This is a genomic window from Rheinheimera sp. D18 (assembly GCF_004345025.1).
GTDB lineage: Bacteria > Pseudomonadota > Gammaproteobacteria > Enterobacterales > Alteromonadaceae > Alishewanella > Alishewanella metallidurans.
Genome location: NZ_CP037745.1, coordinates 1,589,363 through 1,615,771, shown reverse-complemented (window position 1 = coordinate 1,615,771; position 26,409 = coordinate 1,589,363). Strand labels below are relative to the sequence as shown.

Below are 26,409 nucleotides of genomic sequence, written 5' to 3'. Positions count from 1 at the left end.
TGCTCTTAACGTGGTGTTTAAATTAAGGCTTCGGTTGGCCGAAGTTTTAACTGAATACCTTTTAAAAAATACCGTAATACTTGATCTTGGCAAGCGCGATAGTGCTTGTGATCCGCGCGACGGAAAAATGCGCTAAGTTCTGGCTTACTTAAACGAAAATCGACCGTTTGCAATAAGGCAATAATGTCGTCATCTTTTAAATCAAAAGCAATTTTAAGCTTACGTAGCATAATGTTATGATTTAACACGCTTTCAGGTTCAGGAATTACATCATCCTTTGCCCCACGGCGCTGAATAATTAAGCCATTAAGAAAACTAGCCATTAGCACATCGCTGATCGGTGCAAAACCTTCATCTTCATCTTTTTTTAACCAGGCGACAACCTGCTCTTTGGTTACGGTAACCTTGGTAAGCGCAAAAATAGCAATCATGCCATGGTCGTGCACGTTAAGGCTGTAGCGCAGGCTGCGCAGCACGTCATTGTTAGTCAAGTTAATGTCCTGTTGAAAAATAAAATAAACGCTAATAGCGATAATAACACGCTACTTATTACATAAATACGGTTAAGGTAAATGGCCCAATTTACTGGCTTTAGTGGCCAAATAGCGATGGCTATGCGCCGTGGTTTTTACGCGGTGCGCCACACGTTCTAGTATATTAACACCAGCATCAGTTAACGCTTTTAATTTACGCGGATTATTAGTTAATAATCTAATTTGTTTGATACCTAACTGGGTAAACATATCTGCGGCAATATCGTACTCGCGCATATCGGGTAAAAAGCCAAGAATTTCATTAGCTTCTACCGTATCTAAACCTTTATCTTGCTCTGCATAAGCGCGAATTTTATTAATAAGGCCAATACCCCGGCCTTCTTGGCGTAGATATAAAATACAGCCTCGGCCCTGCTCGGCAATTTTGCGCATTGCCGTTTCTAATTGTGGACCACAGTCGCAGCGTAAGCTAAATAATGCGTCACCAGTTAAACACTCTGAGTGAACCCGAGCTAAAACTGGCTCATCGGTAGTTACATCGCCCAACGTCAATGCGACATGCTCTTTACCATTTGGCGCCTCAAAACCATGGAGACGAAATTCGGCAAAAAGCGTTGGTAATAACGTTGAGGTTACAAGTTTTAATTTCATTATGACTTCTCAGATAACGTCTGCGAAAGTTACAGCCCAGCCTTTATTGGGTGGCTATGCTGTTAATTCAAGGCAATGCACTACTGCCCATGTCGCGGTTAACTATGCTATAGCGGCAAGGTTGTTATAATATCACAAGCTTGCCGCTACACGCACCTGTTAACACCGTTATTATTACGTGGCTTTTGCTGTATCGGTTTGCGTTTGACTGGCCGTTTTGGCCTCTTGCAAAGCGTGAGCAGAAATTAAGCTTACTAATTCAACATCTGCCGGTATGGTGGCAACGCCGGCATTACCGGTAATAACCTGTATTTTTTTATCTTTGATATACAGTAGAGGTAACGCCCCATCACCATAACGACTAACAAAATGCTGATAAGTAAAGTTTTCAGTAATATTGGTGGTTTTTATTACTGCACCTTTTGCCACTAAACTTGATAGCTTCGCGTACGACACATGCTCGCCAAATAAACTAAGCTGCTTAACATGGGTTTCTGACATTTGATGGCGCGCACTGGATGCTTCTGAGCTATTTAAACTAAACACCTTGTGCATACCGTACACGTCTTGAAAATGAAAACTAACTAACGGATTAATTTGACGGTATGGTGAAATAATAAACACACGGCCAATGCCGGTTAAATCTAAATAGTTTTCGGCATGTTCTGACGCAGGGTTACCAAAATAGACCGGTATATTATCCATTCGGGCTAAACGAATATTGTCCCAGTTGGTATCAGCCAAAACAGTACGAAACTGCCTAGCTTGTAGCACCTTTGCTAAATCTCTAGCAAAAGGTGATGCACCAAAAATAAGTACACCTTGGTTTGAGCCCGCAGCCACACCTAACCACTTAGCCCATCTACCAGCAGTTAAACTTTGCACTACCACTGTACCAATAATAACTAAAAACACTAAGGGTACGATATGCTGCGCGCCTTCGTAGCCTAAGTTTTCTAATTTGATGGCGAATAAAGAAGATACCGCGGCAGCAACAATACCCCGTGGTGCTACCCAACTTAAAAACCACTTGTCGTTACTTTGTAACGAGGAACCAATTGCTGATATCCAGATACTAAGCGGCCGAGCAATAAACATTACTACCAGCAGCAAGCCAAGCCCACCCCAGCCTAAATCTAACATCGCGCTAGAGTCTAATCTTGCCGCGAGCAGAATAAAGAGTGCAGAAATAAGCAATACGGTAAGGGTTTCTTTAAATTCTAGGATTTCGGCAATATCAACACCGCGCATATTCGCTAGCCAAATACCCATTACCGTAACGGTTAATAAACCCGACTCTTCGCGTAATAAGTTAGAGCCAACAAACACCGCTAAAACGATGGTTAACACGGCGGTATTTTGTAAATAATGCGGAAGCATATTTTTACGCAGCACCGTACCGACAACATAACCCGACAAAGCACCTAAACCAAAGCCAACCGATAACATTAAGCCCAGCGCCATGAGTACATGATTACCAGACTCAGATGAGTAAGCAATATACTCAAATACCAACACTGCAAGTAGCGCACCTAACGGATCTATTACTATACCTTCCCAGCGTAAAATGCTGGCAAGCTTAGACGTAGGCTTAACACTGCGCAGCATTGGCACTATTACCGTTGGCCCAGTAACGACTACTAAAGCACCAAACAGCATGGCAATTTCAAAGCTAAAACCCACTAACCAATACGCCGCTAAAGTTACGCATACCCAGGTAACCGCTGCACCAACGGTAACTAAACTGGTGACCATTCGGCCGTGGTTTTTTATTTCCTTAAAATTTAGCGTTAGCGAACCTTCAAATAAAATGACGGCAACACCCAATGAGATAATAGGAAATAACAAATTACCAAATAGCTCATCTGGGTTTAAAACGCCTAACGCCGGGCCAAGTATTAAGCCGGCAATCAGTAAAGGTAAAATGGCCGGTAGTCTAAGCTTCCAGCCTAGCCACTGACAAAACAGGGACAAAATACCAAGCAGTGCCAACGTGGCAGAAATTTTTTCCATGAGTGTCCTGTTAAAAATTCACAATCTTATTAAATAACGCACTGGCGCCGATACAAACAAGCGCACAATAATACACAGCGAAAATAATAATCCCAATATTATTCGATACTAATACCAAACTACAGGCTGTGCTGAACAGGATTTTTTAAATAACTAAGGTACAATATACGCCTATTTGCCGTTATTTTGAGCCTGTTATGTTGAGTTTTTTTGAACGTATTATTAAACCTTTTCCTGCAACCGAACCGACACAACCACCAAAAGGTATTTGGGCATTTTGTCGGCATTACACCAAGGGCATGGAAACCTCACTGCTTTTAATGTCTCTAAGCACCGCGTTATTAGCTATTCTAGAGGTGTCATTATTTAGCTTTATGGGTCAGCTGGTTGATTGGCTGGTAAAAAACGATCCGCAAAGCTTGTTCCTTGCCGAGCGCGCCACTTTAATAAAAATGGCGCTAGTAACGGTTATCTTTTTACCTGCATTAAGCTTTTTCCATGCGGCAATTGTGCATCAAACCTTATTGGGTAATTACCCGATGTCAATCCGCTGGTTAGCACATCGTTATTTACTACGCCAAAGTATCAGTTTTTATCAAAATGATTTTGCCGGTCGTATAGCAACCAAGGTATTGCAAACCTCGTTAGCTGTGCGCGAAACCGTAATGAAACTGCTTGATGTGATGGTATATGTATTGGTGTATTTTGGTTCAATGTTGTTTTTTATTGCTGAAGCCGATTTACGCTTAATTTTACCGATGCTGGGCTGGCTTGCTATCTATATTGGTATGCAGTTTTATTTTGTTCCGCGTTTAAAAGCGGCGTCTACCCGCCAAGCCGATGCACGCTCAGAAATGACCGGCCGTATTGTTGATAGCTACACCAACATTACAACCATTAAGCTGTTTTCTCATACTAACCGTGAAGAAGCCTACGCTAAAGACAGCATGGAAGTGTTTTTAAAACCTGTATATCGGCAAATGCGTTTAGCAACTGGGCTTAGCGTATCGGTGCAAACATTAAATTATTTATTGGTGTTTAGTATTGCGTCGTTATCTATTTACCTGTGGACTGATAGCGCAATAAGCGTAGGCGCCATTGCTATAGCCGTGAGTTTAGCTTTGCGCTTAAATGGTATGTCACAGTGGATCATGTGGGAAATAAGCAGCCTATTTGAAAACATTGGCACTGTGGCAGATGGTATTACTACGCTATCACAAGCTGCACAAGTAGTTGATGCACCTAACGCCAAACCGTTACAGATAACACAAGGTGCAATTAGCTTTGACAACGTCAGTTTTAATTACGGCAAAGCTGACACCGATAACACTAAAACCTCAGTGCTGCAACAGCTTACGTTAAACATTAAACCGGGTGAAAAAGTAGGTTTGGTTGGCCGCTCGGGCGCAGGTAAATCAACACTGGTTAATTTACTGCTGCGTTTTTATGATGTAGAAAGCGGAAAAATTTTAATTGATGGCCAAGACATAAGTTTAGTCAGCCAAGAAAGCCTACGTCAGCATATCGCCATGGTAACGCAAGATACGTCGTTGCTGCATCGCTCGGTGCGGGACAATATAAGCTATGGCAAACCTAGCGCTACTGAAACTGAATTGTTATTAGCAGCCGAGCAAGCGGAAGCTACCGAGTTTATTGCTGAGCTGATTGATGCTAAAGGCAACCGTGGTTTAGATGCGCAAGTGGGCGAACGCGGCGTTAAGCTATCGGGTGGCCAACGTCAGCGTATTGCTATTGCGCGGGTATTGCTGAAAAACGCACCCATTCTTATTCTAGATGAAGCCACTTCAGCGTTAGATTCTGAAGTAGAAGCCACCATTCAAGCAAGTTTAAATAAACTAATGACCGGTAAAACAGTTATTGCTATTGCCCATCGCTTATCCACTATTGCACAAATGGATCGGCTAATCGTGTTAGAGCATGGCAACATTGTTGAACAAGGCACACACCACGAGTTAATTGCCTCTGGTGGTATATACGCCCAATTATGGGCGCATCAAACCGGTGGTTATATTGGTGTTGAGTAAGTTTATTTAATTAGCGCTAGCTTAAAACACATCACGCTGTAACTTACGCACTTTACGCGCCGCACGATATTCAACAAACTGCGGCGCCAGTGCGGTAAGCGCTGAGCCTAGCACCACCAACGCCGCGCCAAGCCACGACCAAATATTTAACGCTTGAGGCGCTAAAAAGCCCGGATACAGCCAACCTAATAACTGCGCAAAGAAAATAGTAAATAGTGGCGTAATCGCCAATACTGCACTGACTTTTGACGCTTCCCAGTGATGTAAAGCCTCAGCGAAGGCACCATAAGCGACAACGGTATTCAAACAGCAAAAAATCAGTAACGACCATTGTAAAACGCTCATCGTAAGTAACGGCGCATAGTCAGCCACAGGTAAAAATGCGATGCTGCCAGCGGCATACAGCAAATACATAATTTGCTTTGAGCTGTAATGCACGAGCAATTGCTTTTGCGCCAACGCATACGCGGCCCAGGTTATGGCAGCGGCAATAATTAATAGTACGCCAACCGTTTCATTACTGGCTTGGGTAATAAGCTGTACCAAACGCTCATTAAAAAATAGCAATAAGCCAATAACCAGCAGTAAGGCGCCAACTTGTTGCCATAATAACAGGCGCTCTTTAAACACCACCACGCCGCCAATCATCATTAAAAACGGCGCTAACTGAATAACTACCTGCCCTGTTTCTGCAGTTAAATAATTTAAGCCACTTAAATACATAATGTAATTAGACAATAGGCCGGCAACAGCAATAAACATTAAGGTTTTTACGTTAGCTTTGGCCAGTGAGGCTATTTGGGGTAGCTTACCAGCAACACCAAGCCAAATACCCACCATCACTGCCGCGACTAAAAAACGTATTGCGGTAATAGTATTAGCGGTTAAAACATCGAGCAGCACTTTAAGTGCTATAGGTAACATGCCCCATAAAATGGCAGTGGTTAAAGCCAGTAAAAGGCCAACTAAGCTTTTACCCGTGGTTTGATGCATAATGTGGTTCCAATGCTAGTAATACTGAGGTCAGTAAAAACCTTAGCATTTTCCTCTATTTCATCTAAGCTTGTCTGCAACTCAATGCTAAATATCGACAAATTCACCTAGTGTTGCGCTATATCAAGCTGCTTTATTAGCTACCGGCTATAATTTCTTATTTTGAGACAAATAATGATTAAACGTATTGGGATCCTTACTTCTGGTGGCGACGCACCAGGCATGAACGCGGCTATACGTGCTGCAGTGTTAACGGCGTCGGTACATAATATTGATGTTATTGGTTTTCACTATGGTTTTAATGGTTTGTTAGATAACGATTACCAAACCTTATTACCCCAGCACGTGCAACATATTATTCAACGTGGTGGCACTATTTTGAAAAGTGCCCGCTGTAAAACTTTGCACACCGCTGAGGGGGCAAAACAAGCAGCAATGGCATTAGAGCAGTTACAGCTTGATGCATTAATTGTTATTGGCGGCGATGGTAGTTTTCGCGGCGCACTAGCGATAGCCAAATACTATCGCGGCCAAATTATTGGCGTGCCAGGCACTATTGATAACGATGTAGATGGTACCGATTACACTATTGGTTTTGCTACTGCCATAGATACCGCGCTGGATGCCATAGACAAAATTCGTGATACCGCTGATGCGTTTGAGCGCATCTTTTTAGTTGAACTAATGGGCCGTCATTCCGGCCATATTAGCTTAGCTGCCGGCATTGCCGCTGGCGCTGAGCAAATTATCTGCCCTGAATTTGGCACATTGCAACTGGGTTCGCTAAAAGAAGTAATCACACCCATTAAGCATGCGCAATTACTTAGAGGTAAAAGCAGTTATATTATTGTCGTCGCTGAAAATAGCTATCCTGGCGGCACAACGGCATTAGCTGAAGCATTAAGCGAAGAATTAGGCATCGACTGCCGAGCTTGTATTTTAGGCCATATACAACGCGGTGGCAGCCCTGTAGGCGCAGATAGAATACTTGCCACTAAGTTAGGTTCGTACGCAGTAGAGCAGCTGGTTGCGGGGGCTAATTTAATGATGGCCGGTGAAGTTAACCAACAAGCAGTGTTATACCCGCTGGGTCAAACCGGTGATAAGAAAAAACCCATTGATCCTTATTTAGTGCGCTGGCAACAACTTATTGCCAGCGATTAAGCATCACTTATTGATTAAATACTTGTTTAACACGATCTTTATAACTACGGCTAACCTTCACCGCTTGGCCGTTAGTCAGCATAAGTTGATGTTCGCCATTGGCAAGCATTTGTAACTTTGCAATAGTTTGTACATTAACAATAGCTGAGCGATGTACCCGCACAAACACTTTAGGATCAAGCTCTTGCTCTAGTTCTTTCATGGTGCGGCGTAAAATATGGGTTTGGCCATCACGAGTATGAATACACATATAATCGCCAGCTGCGTCCACCCATTCAATAGCTGCCACCGGCACTCGAGTAATTTCACCACTATCTTTAATGCTAATGGCATCAGGAAAGCGATCATTTACCACCGGTTCAGCATTATCTAACCGTTGCAGAATATTTCCCGCTTCGTCGCCGGTTAATTTCGCTACGGCTTCTGCTAGTTGGCCCTTATGTTTTTGCGTATCCTGCGCCTGGTGAATACGTAATACTTTTTCTACTGCTTGTTTTAGCCGCTCAGGTTCAACTGGCTTAAGTACGTAGTCTAATGCGTTCACTTCAAAGGCGTTATACGCATAGTGATCATAGGCAGTAACAAAAATAACATAGGGTAAGGTAACCTGCTGCGCTTGCAATTTTTTCAGCACAGCAAAGCCGTCCATGCCCGGCATTTCTACGTCGAGAAATACTAAATCAGGTTCTAACTCAGCAATAACGTCAGCGGCTTGCTGGCCGTTACTGCATTCTGCAATTACTTCTAATTCTGGAAATTCCCGCAAACGCACTAACATTCCCTTGCGGGCTAAAGGCTCGTCGTCAACTACTATTACCTTAAGCATGTTCATGTTCCGTTTTTTCTAATTGTAATGGAATTCTAATATTTACTTTCAGCCCCTGAGGCTGATTATGCGTTAATACCAGCGCAAAATTATTGTCATATAAGGCTGACAACCGCTCTTTCGTATTGACTAAACCTACACCGCTATCGCTGCTTTTGGGTAGACCATCGTTAATGCTCATACCCGGGCCATTATCGGCAACTTCTAGTAGTAAATCGTGACCAAACTTCTTTGCTGTAATGGCTATTTCACCACCGTTAATCTGGCTAGCAACAGCGTACTTAATGGCGTTCTCTATAATGGGCTGTAAAATTAAACTCGGTACTAAAGCTTTCTCTGTGCCAGGTTCTAAATCAAAGATCACTGATAGGCGCTCAGAAAAGCGCACCTTTTCAATTTCAAGATATAACCGAGCGGCATACACCTCTTGCTCAAGCGGTACCTTATTAATAGGATCTTTGTACAACGAATAGCGTAAAAAGTCACTAAGCCGAGTCAGCATTTTATTCGCGGTATCACTTTCGTTGATTAACACCAAAGTAGAAATAGCATTTAAGGTATTAAATAAAAAGTGTGGGTTAAGCTGATAGCGCAGCATTTTTAGCTGTGCTTCATGGGCCTTATTAGTCGCGGTAAGCGATTTTTGTTTTTCTTCTTGTAACGTCTGATAGTATTTTATACCAAAGTATAAGCCGCTCCAGCTTAGCATTACATAAAAGGCAAATGGTGTTTCCCGAATATATTTTATCCAATGATCAGGGCGTGCGCCGTGCCGGTATATTTCCCAGTAATTAAAATTTCGTACCGCAGTCCAAACCGCCGCAACGGTAAAGGCTAATACTAATACCGTTAGCACCATCTTCCATGGCGTCCACTGCCCTACCTTTTGATAGGTATAACGCAGTGGAATAGTTAACAGCCAACCGATATACGCATCAAGTGCCACCACGATAAGATAGGCATCGCGTGTTTCTTGCACTAACGAGTTTAGGTAGTTAACAATGGCAAAGCCAAGCCAGCCCAAGGTATGCAGGATCCAAAACTGACGGGTGCGATCTTCAAATAACTTATACAAAACAATAACCCGCAGGCAAATTTAATAATGCTCTAATTATAACTAAACCGGTAACAAAGCCGCTACGCGCTGAACTTGTTTGGCCAAGCTTTAATCGCATAATTGGCTGCTTTAGTGTCAATCTTTAGCCCAACACGGGTGTAGGTTTACGATCTGGCCCCAGCGCAACAAAGGTAAAGCTACCAGAAATAGCTTTATGCTGATCGTCGCTATACATATTTTCAACAAAAATGTCAACTTGTACTCGAAGGCTAGTACGACCAACGTGCTCTACTCTTGCTACCAATTCAACAATAGAACCAGCCGGAATCGACTCTTTAAAATCTACACGGTCTGAACTTACTGTAACTAAAGGCTTGCGACAAAATCGCGTCGCTGCGATAAACGCTGCTTCATCCATCCATGCCAGTGCTTCACCACCAAACAGTGTATTGTGATGGTTGGTGCGCCCTGGAAACACGGTTTGCGTAACCCGAGTAACGGCATGCTCCATGCGTTTGGCAATTAAAGCTTCATTATTCATCTTCGTCTCTGCTGATCATGCTAAGGCATGAATTTTATAAGAGTTACTTGCAATTGCAACATTATACACAGAATTAACGCTGACGCCTGTTACCGCTTAAGCGGCTAAACAGATCATTTTCCTTATTTAGATAAAACGGCATAATAGCGACTTGAATACGCCGTAAAGAGTATTGTTATGAATTCTATTTATTATCATGTGGATATTACCGACGTTACTGCTCATCTTATTTCAGTAACCTTACGCTTTGTGCCAACTCAAGCGATACATGAACTTAGCTTGCCAGCGTGGATCCCCGGCAGCTATATGATTAGAGATTTTGCCCGTAATATTATTAGCATTGAAGCTACTGACAACTTGGGTAACTTAGCGCTAACTCAACTAGATAAACAAACTTGGCAGCTACACTGTAATACCGATGAAGTTAGTGTTAGTTATCACGTTTATGCCTATGATTTATCCGTTAGAGCTGCCTACGTAGATGATGAAGTAGCCGTACTTAACCCAGCTTGTTTGTGTCTTGGTATTAGCCAATTACACGATTTACCCCATCAGATAAAAATAATAAAACCGGTATCAGCCTTAGCGCAACATTGGCGCGTTGCTACCGGTTTAAGCCGTAATAAAAATACCGATTTTCTAGATTTTGGTCAGTACAATGCCAATAGCTACGCAGCGCTTATCGATAGTCCAATACTGTTAGGACAATTTGAACTGCGTGAATTTACTATTAACGATATTCCGCACTATCTTGTGGTTACCGGTGATAACTTAACGGATTTAACGCGTTTTACTGATGATTTAATCAAAATATGCCAACAGCAAGTTAAGGTGTTTGGCGCCCTGCCAGATGATCTTACAAGCTATTGGTTTTTGCTTTGGGTAACCGAAGAGGGTTACGGCGGACTGGAGCACCTTAACTCCACCTTGTTACTGTGCAGTCGCTTTGATTTGCCGGCACCAAATATCAGCACCATAGATGACAACTACCAAAACTTATTGGCTTTATGTAGCCATGAATATTTTCACACTTGGTGGGTTAAGCGTTTAAAACCGGCTAATTTTGCGCGCTACCAACTCGCATCTGAACAGTACACCACGCAACTTTGGTTATACGAAGGTTTTACCTCCTATTTTGATGATTTGGCCTTAGTGCAATCGGGCATAATTTCGCAAACGGCTTATATTAAAACACTTGAAAAAACTATATCCAGAGTCACGCGTAACCCAAGTGACAAAGCACAAAGCCTTAAAGATAGTAGCTTTACCGCTTGGACCAAGTTTTACAAGCAAGATGAAAACGCGGTTAACGCCGTAGTGAGTTACTATACTAAAGGGGCATTATTAGCGCTTTGCCTTGATGCCACATTACGTGAGCAAGGCAGCTCATTGCAGTTAGTGGTGCAAAAATTATGGCAAGAATACCTAACTAGCGGCACCCCCGACAATGCGTTAAGTGTGATACTAACCCAACTAGGTTTTGCTGAATTAGCACTGTTAAGCCAGCGCTGGTTAATCGATTCTGCAGCCTTACCTTTAACCGATGCTGCAGTGAAACTTGGGCTTAATTTAATATTTAGACCCATGCAACATGCTGACGATATGGGCGGTGAGCTTAACGAGCAAAGCCAGATTTTTATTGGTGCATTAACCAAAGTAAATAATGGTTTATTGCAACTAACTCATGTTTATCATGCTGGCGCAGCATATAGTGCCGGTTTAATGGTCGGAGATCAGCTATTAGCATTGGAACAACGCAAGATCACTGCGAGTAACTTTAGCCAGCTGCTGCAACGTTATGCGACAAATAGTAGCGTTACCGTACATTTTTACCGTAAAGACCGGCTATTACACTGCACGCTAACGTTAGCCGCATCAGTGCAGCAGGTTGCTATGCTTTCAATAACTGAACAAGGTTTATGTGATAGTTGGCTTAACGCCAATTAATAATCACTATGGAATAATAAGGCCAGGCAGTAACGCAGGATCCAATCTTTCTTGCTGCCAGTTAATACGCCAGTCTAAATGCGGCCCCGTAACACGGCCGCTGGCGCCTACTTCTGCTATTTTTTGTCCTTGCTGTACGGTATCCCCCACTGCAACATCAAATTTACTCAGGTGCATAAAGGTAGAACTAATACCAAAACCGTGATCAACAATTAGGGTTAAACCTGAAAAATATAAATCTTCTGCTAACAGTACTTTGCCACTGAACGGGGCAATAACCTTTGCTCCTGTCGGTGCGGCGATATCCAGCCCATAATGTGGATTACGCGGCTCACCGTTAAATACGCGCTGGCTACCATAAACACCAGAAATGCGCCCGTTTGCTGGCATTATTGGTGTAGCAAAAATATAAACTAAACCAGACACCGTTTCGCGTACTTTACGTACTCGTTGGTTATCCTTGCTGATGCGCTCAGTAACCTCTTTCGGTGGCGTAACATACTTTTGTGCTACGCCCGTAACGTACTGCACATCATATTCACGCGGAGAAAAAACCAGCTCTTTTACTAGCTGCTGGTCGTTAATTTGCACCTTAAGTTGATGCTTTAACGGCGCATCTCGGCCAACACCAAATACAAAGCGGCCATCAACACTAAGTGGCAGTTCAATATTATTAAAAAATACCGTACTGCCAGGTGCGGTTTTTCCAAGTAATAAACTACCTTGGATTAACTGGCCTTTTAATTCAAACGCGGGTAATTTCAGCTCAGATAATTGGGTCTGAGATTGTGCTAGTGCAACACCACTAACACTAGCTAAAAGCAATAGCGCCTTTGCCCACACCTTCATAAGCAACAACCTTATATTGTTTAGTTTGGTCTAGCAGTTTAAGTTCAGTCGCAATGTAATCAGCTAAGCATTCCACTGTAGTGTCACACGACACAATTTCACAATGCGCTTTGGGCATAGTTAACTCAAACCAGCCTTGCGCCGCTTGATAGCGAAAACTGTAATCATCGTTTCCGGCGCGTAAATGTTGCATTGCTGCAGCGTCGCAGACATCCTCAGCGGTAGCCAAATAAATATCTTGCCAGCGCTCAGACCAATATTTGTTTAATCGTGGCGCTAACATACCGTCAGTATAAATTTGAATGGTAGAGCGATGACCATGGGCGATACGTTGGCAATTGCCATCATGTTTTTTTAAGCCATGGCTATAGTGATAATAGAAGCTAGTGCTATTTTCTGGCCGTAAAGTGAAAATAACTTGGTCGATATTGTCGGGTAATAAAGGTTTTAGCACCTGCTGCAAAAATTCAGTAATGCTGTGCTCATTTATTGCTGTTGTTGCAATAGCCACACTGGCTTGTGCCGGTGCAGCCATTTGAATTAAGCCACGTTGGCTGTTAAAGCGCAGAATATGCGTTTGATCTATCACGCTTAATGATAAGGCAGCTGATTGCTCTGGCAATACTAACTTATGGTCAACAAGCTCATCGATAGTACGTTTTATCAGCTTTTTTACATGGCTAAAATCTAACACCATAGACGTTTGATCTAAGCCACCATGCAACTCGACATCAACAATATAGCTTTCGCCTAACATGCCACGTTTTTCACATAGGTAAGAAAAATCAATAACCGTTAAATCCCGAACAAACAAAATCATCAGTGGCTCTCTATTACTATAAACAGCGCGTATTATAGCGCTGAACCGCTGCAGGCAACAGCCAGCAAGACGGTAAATTAACGCTTATGCTCGGTCAGCCAGCTGTTTAAAATGCCAACTTGACCACACTTGTGTGCGGCATACATTAAACGAATAGCATTGCTTAATAACAGGCTATCGCTCCACTGCGTTTTTTGCTGAATTTCTTCATAACAACTTAATGCTTCAGGCGTAAGATAACCGCGTAATTCCTTTTTGCCTGATTGCTTTTGCCGTTCACGATAACGTTGCTGTTTTTCTGCATTAGTTAAGGCTTTTTTACTGGTATTAGTCATGTTGTCACTCTTTGGCAATAACACTGTTACCCACTTAGGTAAGCGAGTTAAGTAAGTATAATTGAACTTCACACAAATCGGACTTGTCTAGCGTACAAGTGTTCGCTAAAGTGGCCCAGCATTTTTACTGGATTAAACATACATGACTAAGAATAGCTTTACAAAAGAAGATTTAATCGCCTGCGGCGAAGGTAAATTATTTGGTGAAGGTAACAGCCAGTTGCCTTCAGATCATATGCTAATGATGGATCGCATTGTTCATATTTCTGAAGAAGGTGGTTTATACGGTAAAGGTCAAATTATTGCCGAGCTTGATATCACGCCTGATTTATGGTTTTTTGCCTGTCACTTTAAAGGTGACCCCGTAATGCCAGGTTGTTTAGGCTTAGATGCCATGTGGCAATTGGTTGGCTTTTTCTTAGGTTGGTCTGGTGGCCCAGGCAAAGGTCGCGCGCTTGGCGTTGGCGAAGTTAAATTTACTGGCCAAATTGTACCTACCGCGAAAAAAGTGACCTATACCATTAATATGAAACGCGTTATTAAACGTAAACTATTTATGGGTATTGCCGATGGTGTTGTTAGCGTTGATGGCCGAGACATTTATGCCGCTACTGATTTAAAAGTAGGCTTATTTCAAGATACCTCTAGTTTTTAATTAGCGGTTTCTACTTTTAATTAGCTACGCTCTACTATGACAAAAGCCCCGTAGGTTTACCTAAACGGGGCTTTTTTAATACATTAACCATTCACGATAAATTATGGACCTTTATTAAACAGTCCAGTACCTCGGTCTTCTAGGGCTTCGCGCCAGCCTCCTAACCATTGTGAGCGCGTTTCTAAACTTTGATAAGGGCAAATTTCTTTTGACCGTCCGGTAACACCGGCACGATAACCTTGAGCATGAGCACGTTCCAGACGATCACGTTTTTGTCTTTTCATACGGCAGTCTTCCTCAATAACTTTTTATGTAATTAAAGTAATCGCAATGTTGCTTGCGACTACCCTATTATTGATAGCTGACATGCACTAAAGGTTCAATCGACTAAACCTAAATTAATAGCTTGACAATAGCTAAAGAACTGATGGCTCTTAAGATTTACTTATAAACGTTGTTATACTTTATTTGTGTAAATACGCTGCTTGTTATAGCTTATTGCATAAGTTGCTGAAACATAAAAAAAGCTGCCGAAGCAGCTTTTTTATTTATATTACACGTCTGCGCCACCAGAGTAGCACTGAACCTAAAACTAAGCCTGCGCCACCAAAGCCACCACTTTGACGTTTATAGCTATTCTGATCTTCCCCACCACAGCTTTCAACTTCACCATTGGCTATAGGTTGCAAGGTTATTACTGTGGTAACACTTTCCATTTCTGGATCACCTTTAGCATCAAGTACAGGCTCGCCTTTGATGTTACGCTTTTCACGGCTAACCAATGCCGTAGCCACTATAGTACCGTTATTATTAATATCAGTAGCATCAACGATTTGGTACGGCAAATTACAGCCAACTAGCGTATTTAAATCGACAAACTTATCGCTGGCGATATCGTACATAAAGCCGTGAGTTCGCCGTGTTGAGGTACCATCAATGATAACTTCGGCATTACCTACAATTTGATTATTATCGTTAATGGCATTAGGTCGAGTATTTGAACTAGCAAAAAAACCTGTTACATAATTTGCTTTATTGGTGCTGTAATCATAATAAAATAACTTGGCACGGGCGTTACCGTTAATGTTTTTTACGGCATAACCCATAGCAATATTATTGTTGTTAATAGACAAAGCTCGACTACTAGACCATTCATTTTGATCAACCATAGGTAAGGCTTCGTTATCAACAAATAATGTTGCTTGCTCGGTGCGATAAATTTCATCTTGGAAAACGTACAAATCTGAATCACTGTACAAGGATAGGCCAACAGCAATACCTGAATTGTTCACATCTAAAGCTTGGCTATAGTAGTTAATCGCTTTAACACCCTCAACGCTATGCGCTACTTGGCTATTTTTATCACCTAAAAAACCTAATACCCTAGGTGTAACCGCGTTACTACCATTTTGTGACCACAATATGCCGCGTTGGGTATAACTAAAATCGCTTAATTCTTGCCGATAAGCATTAATGGCTGGCATTCTTGCGGCACTGGTATGATAGTTGTAATAACAAACATCTATAGGTACTGCAGCTCCGGTACATAGTTTTTCTATATTGGCAATAGATTCAGCAACTAAGCCAACGCTGCCGTAGCCGGCAACAAGCCCATTATCGTTTATTGCTTTTGCCACGCTGTAACCGCCGCCGTAGCTTGAATAAAGAGGTGCTAACGCTGTAGTGTCATTACCTACTACCACTACGCCCAACTGATAGGGTAATTCTGGTGCCCATAACTTCTCTGGCGCAGGTGCTGGCTTTTCAGTGGTGGCAGCAGGCGTAAAGCTCTGCTGCGTAAAGGTAGCTGTTGCCTGACCTACGGCGACGCCAGCATTATTAATATCGTATAAGTATTCACTGTTAGTTCGCGTTGCGTTTACATCACGTAACTTAATATTGTTTGCTAGCTCATTGCCACGTAATACATAGCTTATTGCATTACCTATAGGTTGTGCCGCAGGGTTTGTACCAAGTAAAATACCTAAAGTTGTTACATCAAGGATGCCATTTTTTACATCCGCTAACTGCTCTGCTGTAAATAGCGCTTTAATATTATCATTGTCAAAATCGATAGCATTTAGCTGGATCGGAAAATTAAAATATTGATACTGTACTACACCAGAATTTGTAACATCATTTTTAACCACTTTAACGGCGCCGTTAAACACGGTATCACCATTATCATTAATGGCTGACGCATAGGTAGATTTCAGTTCCGGTACTTTACCAACGTCGACGACGCTATAAACTGCCGCTTGTACAGAACACAGACTTAGCAGCGGCAGTATCGCCAAACTGATAGGTGATAATTTCATTCGGGGCCCCTAATTTTTTACTTCTTTTAAGCGTCTAATTCTTCCCAGCGCGCGTAGGTTTGCGCCAGCTTCGACTCGGTCTGTTGTAATTGGTTCAACGTGCTCTGGGTTTGCTCTGCGCTTTTTTTGAAGAACTCACCGTCATTTACCACCAGCTGTAAGGCTTTAAGCTCGGTTTCTAACTGCTCAATCATTGCCGGCAATTGTTCCAACTCACGCTTTTCTTTGTATGATAACTTCTTAGTACTTACAGCAGAAGCCTGAACTGGCGTTTCTTCTGTAATACTTTGTGTTTGCTTTGTCACTTTTTGTGGCGTTAACACTGGCGTTGCATGACGTTGCTGATAAGCGATCACATCATCATAACCACCGGCAATTTCTACTATACGGCCTGCTCCGGCAAATAATAGCGAGCTCGTCACGGTATTATTAACAAATTCTCGGTCGTGGCTTACCAGTAATACCGTACCCTGATACTGCTGTAAAATATCTTCTAGTAATTCGAGTGTTTCTACGTCGAGATCATTGGTCGGCTCATCGAGGATCAGCAGGTTGCTTGGCCGCGCAAAGAGTTTAGCCAGCAACAAGCGGTTTTTCTCACCGCCGGATAAGGCTTTAACCGGTGTACGCGCGCGTGCCGGCGGAAATAGGAAGTCTTGCAAGTAACTTAATACGTGTCGACTTCTGCCGTTTTGCATGATTTCTTGCTTACCTTCGGCGACGTTATCTTGCACCGTGGCTTCTAAATCAAGCGCCATGCGGTGTTGGTCAAAATACGCTACTTCAATATTGGTACCGCGCTTTATTTCACCGCTAGTGTGCTTATAATCACCAAGCAATAATTTTATTAACGTTGATTTACCCACACCATTAGGGCCAACTAAAGCAATTCGGTCGCCACGCATAACCAATAAATCAAGGCCGTTAATAACGGTTTTACCGTCAAAACCCACACTTATGGCTTTGGTTTCAAATACTAATTTGCCAGAGCGGTCAGATTGCTCAATATTAAAGTCAACTTTACCCAGGGTTTCTACTCGCTGCGCACGCTCTTGGCGTAACGCTTTTAAGGCACGCACCCGGCCTTCATTACGCGTACGGCGAGCTTTTATACCTTGGCGGATCCACACTTCTTCTTCCGCTAGCTTTTTATCAAACAGCGCATTGTGCTGCTGTTCGTCTTCTAGCATCTTTTGTTTACGATCAAGGTACTCTTGATAGTTACCCGGGTGTGACGTTAGCTGCCCACGGTCAAGATCAATAATACGACTGGCTAAAGCACGAATAAACGCTCTATCGTGCGAGATAAAAATAATAGCGCCAGAGAAATTAAGTAAAAACTGTTCCAGCCATTGAATGGCCGCTACGTCTAAGTGGTTAGTTGGCTCATCAAGTAGCAAAATGTCGGGTTTAGCAATCAGTGCGCGGGCTAATGCCGCTTTACGTAACCAGCCACCCGATAACGTAGTTAAACTGGCATTCGGGTCCATTTCAAACTGCTGGCATAAATCGGCCACGCGGCTTTCTAAACCCCAGCCATCGCGCGTATCCATTTCGCTTTGTAGCTGTTCAAATAAACGGTAATCAGCATCTGAGGCGCCGTCTAAGTTTTCTGATAAGGTGTAAAACTGTTGGGCTATTTGCGCTAAATCGCCGGCGCCTTCACGAATAAAGTCGGCAATTTTCACCTCCATTTTCGCTGGCGGGTCTTGCTCAAGGCGGCTTAATACCACACCGGTATTAACCACTATTTGCCCGTCATCTAAATTTTGCTGACCGGTCAACAATTTTAAAAATGATGACTTGCCGGCACCATTTCGGCCAACCAAACACACTCGCTCGCCACTAAATAAGCTAAAATCAACGTGATCTAAAATGGGGTGTGTACCAAAGGCTAAACATGCCTGCTGAAACCGTAATAATTCCACTATCTTACATCCTTAAGCCATGTTGCAAGCTGCGCCGCATCAAACGGCCAGCACAATTCATTATCGCCGTTACGCAGCACCGGTATCATTACGCGGTAACGTGCAAACGCCTGTTCATCATCAACAATATCTACCACGCTAAACTGCTGTGCCAACCCCGCCGCCACGAGCAGCTGTTCTGCTTGCTCGCAAAGATGGCAGCCCCAGGTGCTGTATAAAACTAAGCTATGGCTTGTCATTGTTAACGGGTTAACTCAAAACAAACGTGAATATTGGGGTTACGTTTATAATCTTCAGGTAAGGTTGCTGCAGAAATATCTTTAACTTGCCAACCCGCATCGTTTAATGCCTGAGTATCAATTTTAAAGCGGCGTTTGTTGTTAGAAAATATAACCTTGCCGCCAGGCGCTAAGCGCGGCGTTAGCATATTAATTAGCATCACGTGATCACGCTGCACATCCCAGTTATCTTGCATCCGTTTTGAATTTGAAAAGGTTGGTGGGTCAACAAAAATCAATTCAAACTGATTACGGCAACGGCTTAACCATTGCAAACAATCGGCTTGTTCAAACTGGTATTGCTTGCCGGCTAAACCATTAAGTGTAAAGTTGCGCTTAGCCCAATCAAGGTAAGTATTTGACATGTCTACTGTAGTGACACTTGCTGCGCCGCCAATAGCCGCATGTACCGATGCCGTGCCGGTGTAAGCAAATAAGTTTAATACCGTTTTGCCTTTTGCCTGCTGCTGGATCATCCGCCGAGTAATACGGTGATCTAAAAATAAGCCGGTATCAAGATAATCGCGTAAGTTTACTAAAAACTTAGCGCCATATTCGCTAACTTCTTTATAACGGCCCACTTTATCATTGGCCTGATACTGTGAAGTACCCTTTTGTTTTTCTCGAACCTTTAAAATCATTTTATCTGAGTTAATACCCAGCACTTGTGGTACTTGGTTTACCACGTCAAATAAACGCTTTTGTGATACCTGCTCATCTACCGTAGCCGGAGCCGCATATTCGTGCACCACTACTTCGCCGTCGTACCAATCTACCGCCACGTTATATTCAGGAATATCAGCGTCGTATAAGCGATAGCAGTTCAGGCCTTCTTTATTGGCCCATTTTTGTAATTGTTTAAGGTTTTTCGCTAACCTATTACCAAAAGAGCTACTTTCGCTATAAAACAGTGCTGGTGCATCAGAGCTCACCGCGACTTGCTTTTCGGTTAAATCAAACAGCGTAAATTCACAATCTAACGGACCGTTAGTAAATTTATAGGTTTTACTTTTTGATAAACGAAGCGCACGCAGTAAATCAGCATTTGAGGTGATAATAGCTAAGCGCCAACCTTGATAATGCTGTTTTAACGCTAACGAAAACTTACTATATAGCGGTATAAGTGATGGTAAATCACCTAAACGCTCGCCGTACGGCGGGTTAGTTACAATAACACCGGCAACACTACTAACCGCAGCCTTTAAGGCGGTGGCATCGGCATAGTCAAACTGCACTAAAGCACTAACACCGGCCCGTGCCGCATTTTGTTTGGCTTTGGCTAAGCTACGTTCATCAAAATCAGAGCCCCAAAATTGTACCTTTTCCGGCAAACTACGTTCTGCAACCACTGCTTCTTGTTTTAACTGTTGCCACGTGGCATCGCGATGGCCAGGCCAACCAATAAATGCAAATTTTTCACGGGTTAAACCCGGTGCTTTATTTTGCGCGATTAACGCCGCTTCAATAACAATAGTGCCGCTACCACAAAACGGGTCAAATAACGGTTGCTCAACCTGCCAACCTGAGCGTTTCAATAACGCTGCGGCTAAGTGTTCTTTTAATGGTGCTTCACCTTGCCCGCTGCGATAACCGCGCTGATGTAGCGATGGGCCAGAAAAGTCTTGTAAAAAGTGAAAATGCTGTTTATCTAAGCGCACTTGGAAACGTACATCAGGGTCCATACGGTCGACATCTGGACGGTTGCCGGTTTCTTCACGAAACTGATCAACAATCGCATCTTTTAGACGAATAGCGCCAAACTGGGTATTATCTATTTTCGGGTGTTTACCAACGCACTCTACCGCTAAACTATTACGTAGCGACATATGCTGCGGCCAGTCAATTTTACTGGCTACTTGGTAGATATCACTGTCTGCCGTTATCGGCTCAGACTGAATAAGACGCAAAATTCGGGTAGCCAAACGAGACCACAAGCACAACTGATACGCCGTGCGCAGTTCAGCACTAAAACGCACTACTCCCATGGTTACTTTTATAACTTCGCCACCGTGTTGACGGATCTCATCAGCCAACAGTTCTTCTACCCCTTTAGACGTTAACGCCCAGAATTCCAGCATGCTACCCAACCCTTATCAAAAATGGCGCTTAGTATAGCAGAATGTAGTATTTATACGTTTGAGTTTTTACACACCGGCCAAATTGTTGTATTAAATCGCGCTTTGTTTAATAAAGCAGCGGTTGAACGGCTAATGTGAAATAAACCACTTTAAGTGCTTGCGTGTTTAAAGCAAAAGCCCTAATATGCGCCCCGCAGTGACGGACGCGGGATGGAGCAGCCTGGTAGCTCGTCGGGCTCATAACCCGAAGGTCGTCGGTTCAAATCCGGCTCCCGCAACCAAATTGAGTGTGTAGTGATTATTTAGCAAGCCCTCGGGCTCCTCTTTATAACCACGAGGCGAAGGTCTAACCCCAAGCTTACGCAACCAATTGTGACTTGTTTATTCAAAAGGTCATCAATTAACGTCTTGCAAATCAAACTATTACCTTCACTGCTCAAGGGTAATATACGGACGCGGGATGGAGCAGCCTGGTAGCTCGTCGGGCTCATAACCCGAAGGTCGTCGGTTCAAATCCGGCTCCCGCAACCAACTTTCAAGATTCATAAATCATTGAAAAATAAAGCATTCCCTTTAATGGGAATTTTTTATGCCTGAAATTCGTCATTCTGTGACAAATCTGTGACAAAATTTTCCAGTGTTTCAAAATTCTAATTTTTATTTTTCCCCATAAAAGCTGTTTTTTGACCTTTACCTTAAAAGCCCCAACCATAAAGCATTGTCACAGAATTCTGTGACAAAATAATACTTTAATTGCCCTTAATAGACATTAAATACAATAGCTAATTCTCACTAAATACGCATAGTAATTAATAACTTATGCTATTGAGGGGCTTTTAAGGCGGTGATTTTAACGGGTGCGGTTTTGTGACAAAGTTGAACTAAAACAAGCTTTACAAGTAAATCCCCTACTCAACCTATCCTGCCAGTGATGACCGTAGAAAAACTTTGCTTATGTTCACTCATTCAAATACTGCTCTGCCATGCCATCAAGCTTATCTTTAACGGCTTTCCAGTTAGGCATTACTTGGGTGAGTAAGCGCCAAAAGCGTTCGCTGTGGTTGTGTTCGGCAATATGGCAAAGCTCGTGCAGTATTACGTAGTCTATGCATTCTTTGGGGGCTTTTACTAAATGCGGGTTTAGTATTAAGTTGCCTTTCGCTGAGCAGCTGCCCCATTGTTTTTTCATTGCCATTATACGAAATGAGGGAATGCCGGTTACCCATGTTGCTTTGGGCAGTAGTTCATTTAATCGCTCGTGGAATATCGCTTTGGCTTTTTGTTGATACCAATTATCAATTAAGGGTTTAACTTTGCTGGCTCGCTGTTGCTCTGTCATGCCGCTACTGTCTTGTCGCAGTACCACGTTTAACTTGCCTCGGCTTAGCTTAACCGACATAACTTGCTCAGGATCTGATATCACTTTAAGCACATAGCGTCTGCCTAAGTAAAATTGGCTTTCGCCACTGATATAACGCTTAGGTAGCACGTGATTTTTTTGTTCAGCGAACGATTGTAGATTTTGCCAAATCCACCTTGCGCGTTTTAGCATGGCTTCATGGATTGCTTGCTCGCTGGCTTCTTTGGGGGCGGTTGCAACCACACGTTGATCAGGATGCACCTTAATCAACACCTTTTGAGTTTTGTTGTGGTTGAATTAGCCGGACACTTCAATAAAGGATAATATCCAATTATTGAGGTATAAAATGACTAAACGTACTAACAAACAATATCCAAACGATTTTAAGCAAGAAGCGGTGGCGCTGGTGATTGAGCAAGGTTACTCAGTTGTTGAGGCTGCCGCCTCACTGAATATCACTGATAAGCTACTTTATAACTGGGTAGCGAAGTTTAAACAACAAGATGAAGATTCAGAGTTGTCGAAGGATGAGCGGGCTGAACTCGTTCAGCTCAGAAAAGACAATAAACGCTTGCTAATGGAGCGCGAAATATTAAAAAAGGCTTCAGCGTTTTTCGCAAAAGAAATGAAATAAAATATTCATTTCTCAAAAGTTTAGGTAAGCAGTACCCAGTTGCCATATCGTGTAAAGTGATGCGCGTTAGCAAATCTGCATACTATGCTTGGCGAAAACGTCCCGCGATAATTATCAGTGCACAAACACTGAATTTACATCGTAGGGCGAAGGCGCTTTTTGAAGATAGTCGAGACAGTCTGGGTAGCCGTGAGCTTGGGAAAAAGCTTCGTAAAGAAGGCTTTGATGTTAGCCGGCATCGTGTCATTGGCTTGATGAAACGATTGGGTTTAGTCGTTAAGCAGCGTATCGCTTACAAAGTCACAACAAAGCGCAAATACAGTGATGCTGTAGCGGATAATTTATTGAACATGAATTTTAACCCGTTAGGCCCAAATCAGGTGTGGGCTGGGGATGTGTCATATTTAAAAACAGGCGAAGGCTGGCTATACCTTGCTATTGTAATGGATTTATTTGGTCGTCGCATAGTGGGTTGGCACACATCAAAACGTATGACGACAGACTTAATTGAGCAGGCATTTTTAAAAGCACATCGCTTACGACAGCCGCCAAGGGGCTTAGTATTTCATAGCGATAGAGGCTCGCAATACACGAGTAAACGCTTTAGAAGCCTATTAAAACGGCTTGATTGCCGCTCTAGCAAGGGTGACGTCGGTGCGTGTTGGGATAATGCCGTGGTTGAAAGGTTCTTCGGCAGTTTAAAACATGATTGGTTGTTCAAGGTAGCACAACCAACAAGAGAGCATATGAAGCAAGATGTTTCGGCATATGTGAAATATTACAATCTGGAGCGATTACATTCGTCGAATGGCGACCAATCACCCATTGAGTATGAAAACTCCTTTAGGAAAGTGTCCGGTTGGACTTGACCAGAACAAAATTCAGCGGTATGTGTTTTGCGGATTTTCTTTGTTGACATTATTCACCTCGTTAAGCGATTGTACTCGCTTAGCAAAGTGTCCAAAAGTGTTGGTACGGATCACTTTTTGATCTACCCAAAATTTTGCAAATTTCATATATAGGAGCCTGGCTAATTTTCATTATTCGAAATACTTGGCCTAACGAAGTTTTTTGAACGTTTTTTATCCCTGACCCAAAGCACTGATCCATTGGTTTTACGCATTTCAAAAAGATCGATTGCCATAAACAAGTCACTAAGTTTTTTAAAGCCGTAATTACGCTGATCAAAAGAAGCATGATTGGAAATATGCGAGCCGATAGGACCAAGCATTGCCCAGCCTTCCTCCTCCTCCACCGCCTCTATAGCCTGGCGTAGAAGATTAATAAGCTTGGTATCACTCTTGATATTGCTGGTGGCTTTTTGCACCGGCACTGACAAGGCTTCAGGCTCATCCAGATAGAGAAAACGCGAACAACTGTTTACAAAGGCCAACGGGGCTTTACGCTCGCCAAAGCCGATAACAAATTTGCCATCAGCTAAGGCACGGGTAACTAAAGGGGTGAAATCACAATCAGACGATACCAGGCAGATAACATCAACGTTTTTGGTATAAAGCACATCCATCACATCGATAACCAATGCCATGTCAGTGGCGTTTTTACCTTTGGTTAAATCAAATTGCTGAATTGGCTGTATTGCAAAGTCGTGCAGTATATCTTCCCAAGGTTTTAGCTTGGCACTTTTCCAGTTGCCGTACGCCTTGCGGATATTGACCACGCCATAACGGGCTAACTCAGATAATACCTTGTCCATTTTATTCGCAGGCGCGTTGTCAGCATCAATAAAAACGGCGATTTTTTCCTTATCTTTCAATTTCGTTATCCTTAACTGCACACGGCATTTGTTCCGACTTTAGAGCAGCAAGATTTTCTTTGCAACTTCTAATAACAAGCATTAGCGAAGCCGGTTAAAGGCTGGTTCGTCAAAGTAATCATAATCACCCAGCTTTAACGCCTGTTGGCGACGGGTTTGCTCTTTTGGCTTACGCTCGGCAATGCTGACGCCGAATACTTCGTGGTGCACTTGTTCCATAAGTTGCTGCACTTCCTGGCGGCTGCATAGCTCTAGCAATTCGCCGGCATGAATAAAGCCTTGGCTGCGTAGCTTTTGTTCAGCGTTATCTTTACCGGCTTTACTAGCCAGAAACATGTCAGTAAATTGCTGGTGTAGGGTAATTAAAAATAACTCGCGCTGTAAGTAGTTCATCTTGGTCTCCTAAGTTGGCATCCGTGCCTGTTTGTCCATTTCCCTGTTCGCTACGTCCGGTAGCGTTGTCCATTTACTGTCACCTATTTATTGTCATCTATTTACTGTAACTATCGGCGACAGGTCATCCGTTGCTATACATCTTAGGTTGTTTCTAAATTCACGCCATACTGTGCAAGTATTCAGTGTACGCTTTTCATTCACATCAAAGGGCTGGATGAAAATTGTTGTTTTGTTATGGTTGGCTTTGCTTTAACTTTAAACCTACTGGTAACCTAATAAACGACTACACCAAGCGTAACATGCGTACGCTTTGGCTACAGATAAGCGCAAAGGTAACGATGAATAATACACATGATGTTAGCGAAAACGAGGAGCAAGGTTGGCCGCTGCGCTGGGAGCTACTGATGCGCTATCGGCTAATTGAAATTGTTGCACTGTGGGAAGGCCGCTTAACCACTAAGCATTTATGTAACAGCTTTGGCATTGCCCGCCAGCAGGCCTCTAAAGATATTAATGCCTATTTGCGTGATGTTGCGCCAGACAATCTGGTGTATGACAGCAAGTTACGGGGTTACAAACCTGCAAGCCATTTTTCGCCCAAGGTAACCAGTGGCTTAGCCGATGAATATTTGCATGCGTTGGCAAGCACTAAAGACTTCGCTCATACCTTTAGCCAACTTGATTTAGGCTTTGCCCATACTGAAATGCTGAATACGCCAGTGCGGCAGGTAAACCCCGATATTTTACGCGCACTTGTGCAAGCTGCCAGAGATGGCAACAAAATTGATATGGGTTATGTGTCACTTACTTCGCCTGATGAAGAAAGTCGAATTATTGCGCCGCACACACTGGTATGCACACCACTGCGTTGGCATGTACGTGCATATTGTGAGAAAAACCGCGATTATCGTGATTTTGTGCTCAGCCGTTTTCGCAGCATTAACCACATTGAAGGTAGCGCACAGATGACTAAAGCAGAGGATACACGCTGGAATACCTTGGTTGATATTATACTGGTGCCCGACTCGCGTTTATCTGCTTACCAGCAAACCATTATTGCCGATGATTACAATATGACACAGGGTAAACGCGTGATCCCAGTGCGCTCGGCCTTGATCCCCTATGCGGTGCAGGCATTAAATTTAGATTTAACCAAAATAGAAGCCCGCCCCGAAGCACAACAAATAGTGGTGGCAAATTTAGATGAGGTGCGCAAGCATGCGTTTTAGCCGGTAAGCCCAGCTTAAATACGC

At 43.0% G+C, this 26,409-nt stretch carries 24 protein-coding genes and 2 tRNA genes; 8 read left to right on the top strand and 18 right to left on the bottom strand.

Going from position 1 to position 26,409, the window contains the following annotated elements:
- Positions 1-17 precede the first annotated feature (17 nt).
- From E0Z06_RS07655 to E0Z06_RS07645, 3 genes are all read right to left on the bottom strand, one after another.
- The gene (locus E0Z06_RS07655; protein WP_132583411.1) at positions 18-491 is read right to left on the bottom strand and encodes a DUF1456 family protein; all 474 of its coding nucleotides are present in this window, start codon (positions 489-491) and stop codon (positions 18-20) included.
- A gap of 72 nt (positions 492-563) precedes the next feature.
- Positions 564-1,145: a GTP cyclohydrolase II gene (ribA, locus tag E0Z06_RS07650; protein WP_132583409.1), complete on the bottom strand. Its 582-nt coding sequence runs from the start codon at positions 1,143-1,145 to the stop codon at positions 564-566.
- A gap of 174 nt (positions 1,146-1,319) precedes the next feature.
- Complete coding sequence (locus E0Z06_RS07645) at positions 1,320-3,158, bottom strand: sodium:proton antiporter (protein ID WP_132583407.1); 1,839 nt, start codon at positions 3,156-3,158, stop codon at positions 1,320-1,322.
- A 197-nt stretch (positions 3,159-3,355) separates the two neighbouring features.
- Between E0Z06_RS07645 and E0Z06_RS07640 the strand changes: the two genes are divergently transcribed.
- A complete protein-coding gene (locus E0Z06_RS07640; protein ID WP_132583405.1) occupies positions 3,356-5,203 on the top strand; it encodes an ABC transporter ATP-binding protein in 1,848 nt (615 codons plus the stop codon).
- Between the two features lie 21 nt (positions 5,204-5,224).
- Here the strand turns inward: E0Z06_RS07640 and E0Z06_RS07635 are convergent, their stop codons facing one another.
- Positions 5,225-6,196: a DMT family transporter gene (locus E0Z06_RS07635; RefSeq protein WP_132583403.1), complete on the bottom strand. Its 972-nt coding sequence runs from the start codon at positions 6,194-6,196 to the stop codon at positions 5,225-5,227.
- Positions 6,197-6,370: 174 nt separating this feature from the next.
- Here E0Z06_RS07635 and E0Z06_RS07630 point away from each other — a divergent pair, with 174 nt between their 5' ends.
- Positions 6,371-7,360 (top strand): ATP-dependent 6-phosphofructokinase, encoded by a 990-nt coding sequence (locus tag E0Z06_RS07630; RefSeq protein WP_132583401.1) that lies wholly within the window; start codon positions 6,371-6,373, stop codon positions 7,358-7,360.
- Between the two features lie 7 nt (positions 7,361-7,367).
- On the opposite strand, the gene E0Z06_RS07625 is transcribed toward E0Z06_RS07630, so the two are convergent.
- The 3 genes from E0Z06_RS07625 to E0Z06_RS07615 form a co-directional block, all read right to left on the bottom strand.
- Entirely contained in the window at positions 7,368-8,186 is an 819-nt protein-coding gene (locus tag E0Z06_RS07625) for a LytTR family DNA-binding domain-containing protein (RefSeq protein ID WP_132583399.1), read from the bottom strand.
- A complete protein-coding gene (locus E0Z06_RS07620) occupies positions 8,179-9,261 on the bottom strand; it encodes a histidine kinase (RefSeq protein ID WP_132583398.1) in 1,083 nt (360 codons plus the stop codon). The genes E0Z06_RS07625 and E0Z06_RS07620 overlap by 8 nt, the downstream gene beginning before the upstream one ends.
- Positions 9,262-9,385: 124 nt before the next feature.
- Positions 9,386-9,784, bottom strand: a complete 399-nt coding sequence (locus tag E0Z06_RS07615; protein ID WP_132583396.1) for an acyl-CoA thioesterase — start codon at positions 9,782-9,784, stop codon at positions 9,386-9,388.
- 177 nt (positions 9,785-9,961) lie between these two features.
- On the opposite strand from E0Z06_RS07615, the gene E0Z06_RS07610 reads away from it, so the two are divergent.
- Positions 9,962-11,731 (top strand): PDZ domain-containing protein, encoded by a 1,770-nt coding sequence (locus E0Z06_RS07610; protein WP_132583394.1) that lies wholly within the window; start codon positions 9,962-9,964, stop codon positions 11,729-11,731.
- 6 nt (positions 11,732-11,737) lie between these two features.
- Here the strand turns inward: E0Z06_RS07610 and E0Z06_RS07605 are convergent, their stop codons facing one another.
- From E0Z06_RS07605 to E0Z06_RS07595, 3 genes are all read right to left on the bottom strand, one after another.
- Complete coding sequence (locus E0Z06_RS07605; RefSeq protein WP_132583392.1) at positions 11,738-12,580, bottom strand: M23 family metallopeptidase; 843 nt, start codon at positions 12,578-12,580, stop codon at positions 11,738-11,740.
- The gene (locus E0Z06_RS07600; protein ID WP_132583390.1) at positions 12,543-13,400 is read right to left on the bottom strand and encodes a 6-carboxytetrahydropterin synthase; all 858 of its coding nucleotides are present in this window, start codon (positions 13,398-13,400) and stop codon (positions 12,543-12,545) included. Before E0Z06_RS07600 ends, E0Z06_RS07605 begins: the two co-directional genes overlap by 38 nt.
- 77 nt (positions 13,401-13,477) lie before the next feature.
- Positions 13,478-13,735, bottom strand: a complete 258-nt coding sequence (locus E0Z06_RS07595; protein ID WP_132583388.1) for a hypothetical protein — start codon at positions 13,733-13,735, stop codon at positions 13,478-13,480.
- Between the two features lie 142 nt (positions 13,736-13,877).
- Here E0Z06_RS07595 and fabA point away from each other — a divergent pair, with 142 nt between their 5' ends.
- Positions 13,878-14,390, top strand: coding sequence for a bifunctional 3-hydroxydecanoyl-ACP dehydratase/trans-2-decenoyl-ACP isomerase (fabA, locus tag E0Z06_RS07590; protein ID WP_132583386.1), 513 nt, complete (start codon positions 13,878-13,880; stop codon positions 14,388-14,390).
- A 101-nt stretch (positions 14,391-14,491) separates the two neighbouring features.
- On the opposite strand, the gene rmf is transcribed toward fabA, so the two are convergent.
- The 5 genes from rmf to rlmKL form a co-directional block, all read right to left on the bottom strand.
- Positions 14,492-14,674, bottom strand: a complete 183-nt coding sequence (gene rmf / locus E0Z06_RS07585; protein ID WP_132583384.1) for a ribosome modulation factor — start codon at positions 14,672-14,674, stop codon at positions 14,492-14,494.
- 264 nt (positions 14,675-14,938) lie between these two features.
- Entirely contained in the window at positions 14,939-16,708 is a 1,770-nt protein-coding gene (locus E0Z06_RS07580; RefSeq protein WP_132583382.1) for a DUF3466 family protein, read from the bottom strand.
- A gap of 26 nt (positions 16,709-16,734) precedes the next feature.
- Positions 16,735-18,636, bottom strand: a complete 1,902-nt coding sequence (locus E0Z06_RS07575; protein ID WP_132583380.1) for an ATP-binding cassette domain-containing protein — start codon at positions 18,634-18,636, stop codon at positions 16,735-16,737.
- Positions 18,636-18,875, bottom strand: coding sequence for a glutaredoxin family protein (locus tag E0Z06_RS07570; RefSeq protein WP_132583378.1), 240 nt, complete (start codon positions 18,873-18,875; stop codon positions 18,636-18,638). The genes E0Z06_RS07575 and E0Z06_RS07570 overlap by 1 nt, the downstream gene beginning before the upstream one ends.
- 2 nt (positions 18,876-18,877) lie before the next feature.
- Complete coding sequence (rlmKL, locus tag E0Z06_RS07565) at positions 18,878-20,992, bottom strand: bifunctional 23S rRNA (guanine(2069)-N(7))-methyltransferase RlmK/23S rRNA (guanine(2445)-N(2))-methyltransferase RlmL (RefSeq protein ID WP_132583376.1); 2,115 nt, start codon at positions 20,990-20,992, stop codon at positions 18,878-18,880.
- 204 nt (positions 20,993-21,196) lie between these two features.
- On the opposite strand from rlmKL, the gene E0Z06_RS07560 reads away from it, so the two are divergent.
- Both E0Z06_RS07560 and E0Z06_RS07555 read left to right on the top strand, forming a co-directional pair.
- Positions 21,197-21,273: transfer RNA gene (locus tag E0Z06_RS07560), tRNA-Met, on the top strand.
- 173 nt (positions 21,274-21,446) lie between these two features.
- Positions 21,447-21,523: transfer RNA gene (locus tag E0Z06_RS07555), tRNA-Met, on the top strand.
- Positions 21,524-21,950: 427 nt separating this feature from the next.
- Here the strand turns inward: E0Z06_RS07555 and E0Z06_RS07550 are convergent.
- The gene (locus E0Z06_RS07550; protein WP_243695586.1) at positions 21,951-22,613 is read right to left on the bottom strand and encodes a SprT family zinc-dependent metalloprotease; all 663 of its coding nucleotides are present in this window, start codon (positions 22,611-22,613) and stop codon (positions 21,951-21,953) included.
- Positions 22,614-22,698: 85 nt separating this feature from the next.
- Between E0Z06_RS07550 and E0Z06_RS07545 the strand changes: the two genes are divergently transcribed.
- Positions 22,699-23,855 (top strand): IS3 family transposase gene (locus E0Z06_RS07545; RefSeq protein ID WP_165907381.1). Its coding sequence is split into 2 segments (ribosomal slippage): positions 22,699-22,969 and positions 22,969-23,855, totalling 1,158 coding nucleotides; the frame shifts between segments, so codons are not numbered across the junction.
- 161 nt (positions 23,856-24,016) lie between these two features.
- Here E0Z06_RS07545 and E0Z06_RS07540 read toward each other — a convergent pair.
- Both E0Z06_RS07540 and E0Z06_RS07535 read right to left on the bottom strand, forming a co-directional pair.
- On the bottom strand, positions 24,017-24,760 hold the full coding sequence (locus tag E0Z06_RS07540; protein WP_132583372.1) for an NYN domain-containing protein: 744 nt from the start codon (positions 24,758-24,760) through the stop codon (positions 24,017-24,019).
- Positions 24,761-24,841: 81 nt separating this feature from the next.
- Entirely contained in the window at positions 24,842-25,153 is a 312-nt protein-coding gene (locus E0Z06_RS07535) for a hypothetical protein (protein ID WP_132583370.1), read from the bottom strand.
- Between the two features lie 341 nt (positions 25,154-25,494).
- Here E0Z06_RS07535 and E0Z06_RS07530 point away from each other — a divergent pair, with 341 nt between their 5' ends.
- On the top strand, positions 25,495-26,385 hold the full coding sequence (locus E0Z06_RS07530; RefSeq protein ID WP_132583368.1) for a WYL domain-containing protein: 891 nt from the start codon (positions 25,495-25,497) through the stop codon (positions 26,383-26,385).
- Positions 26,386-26,409 lie beyond the last annotated feature (24 nt).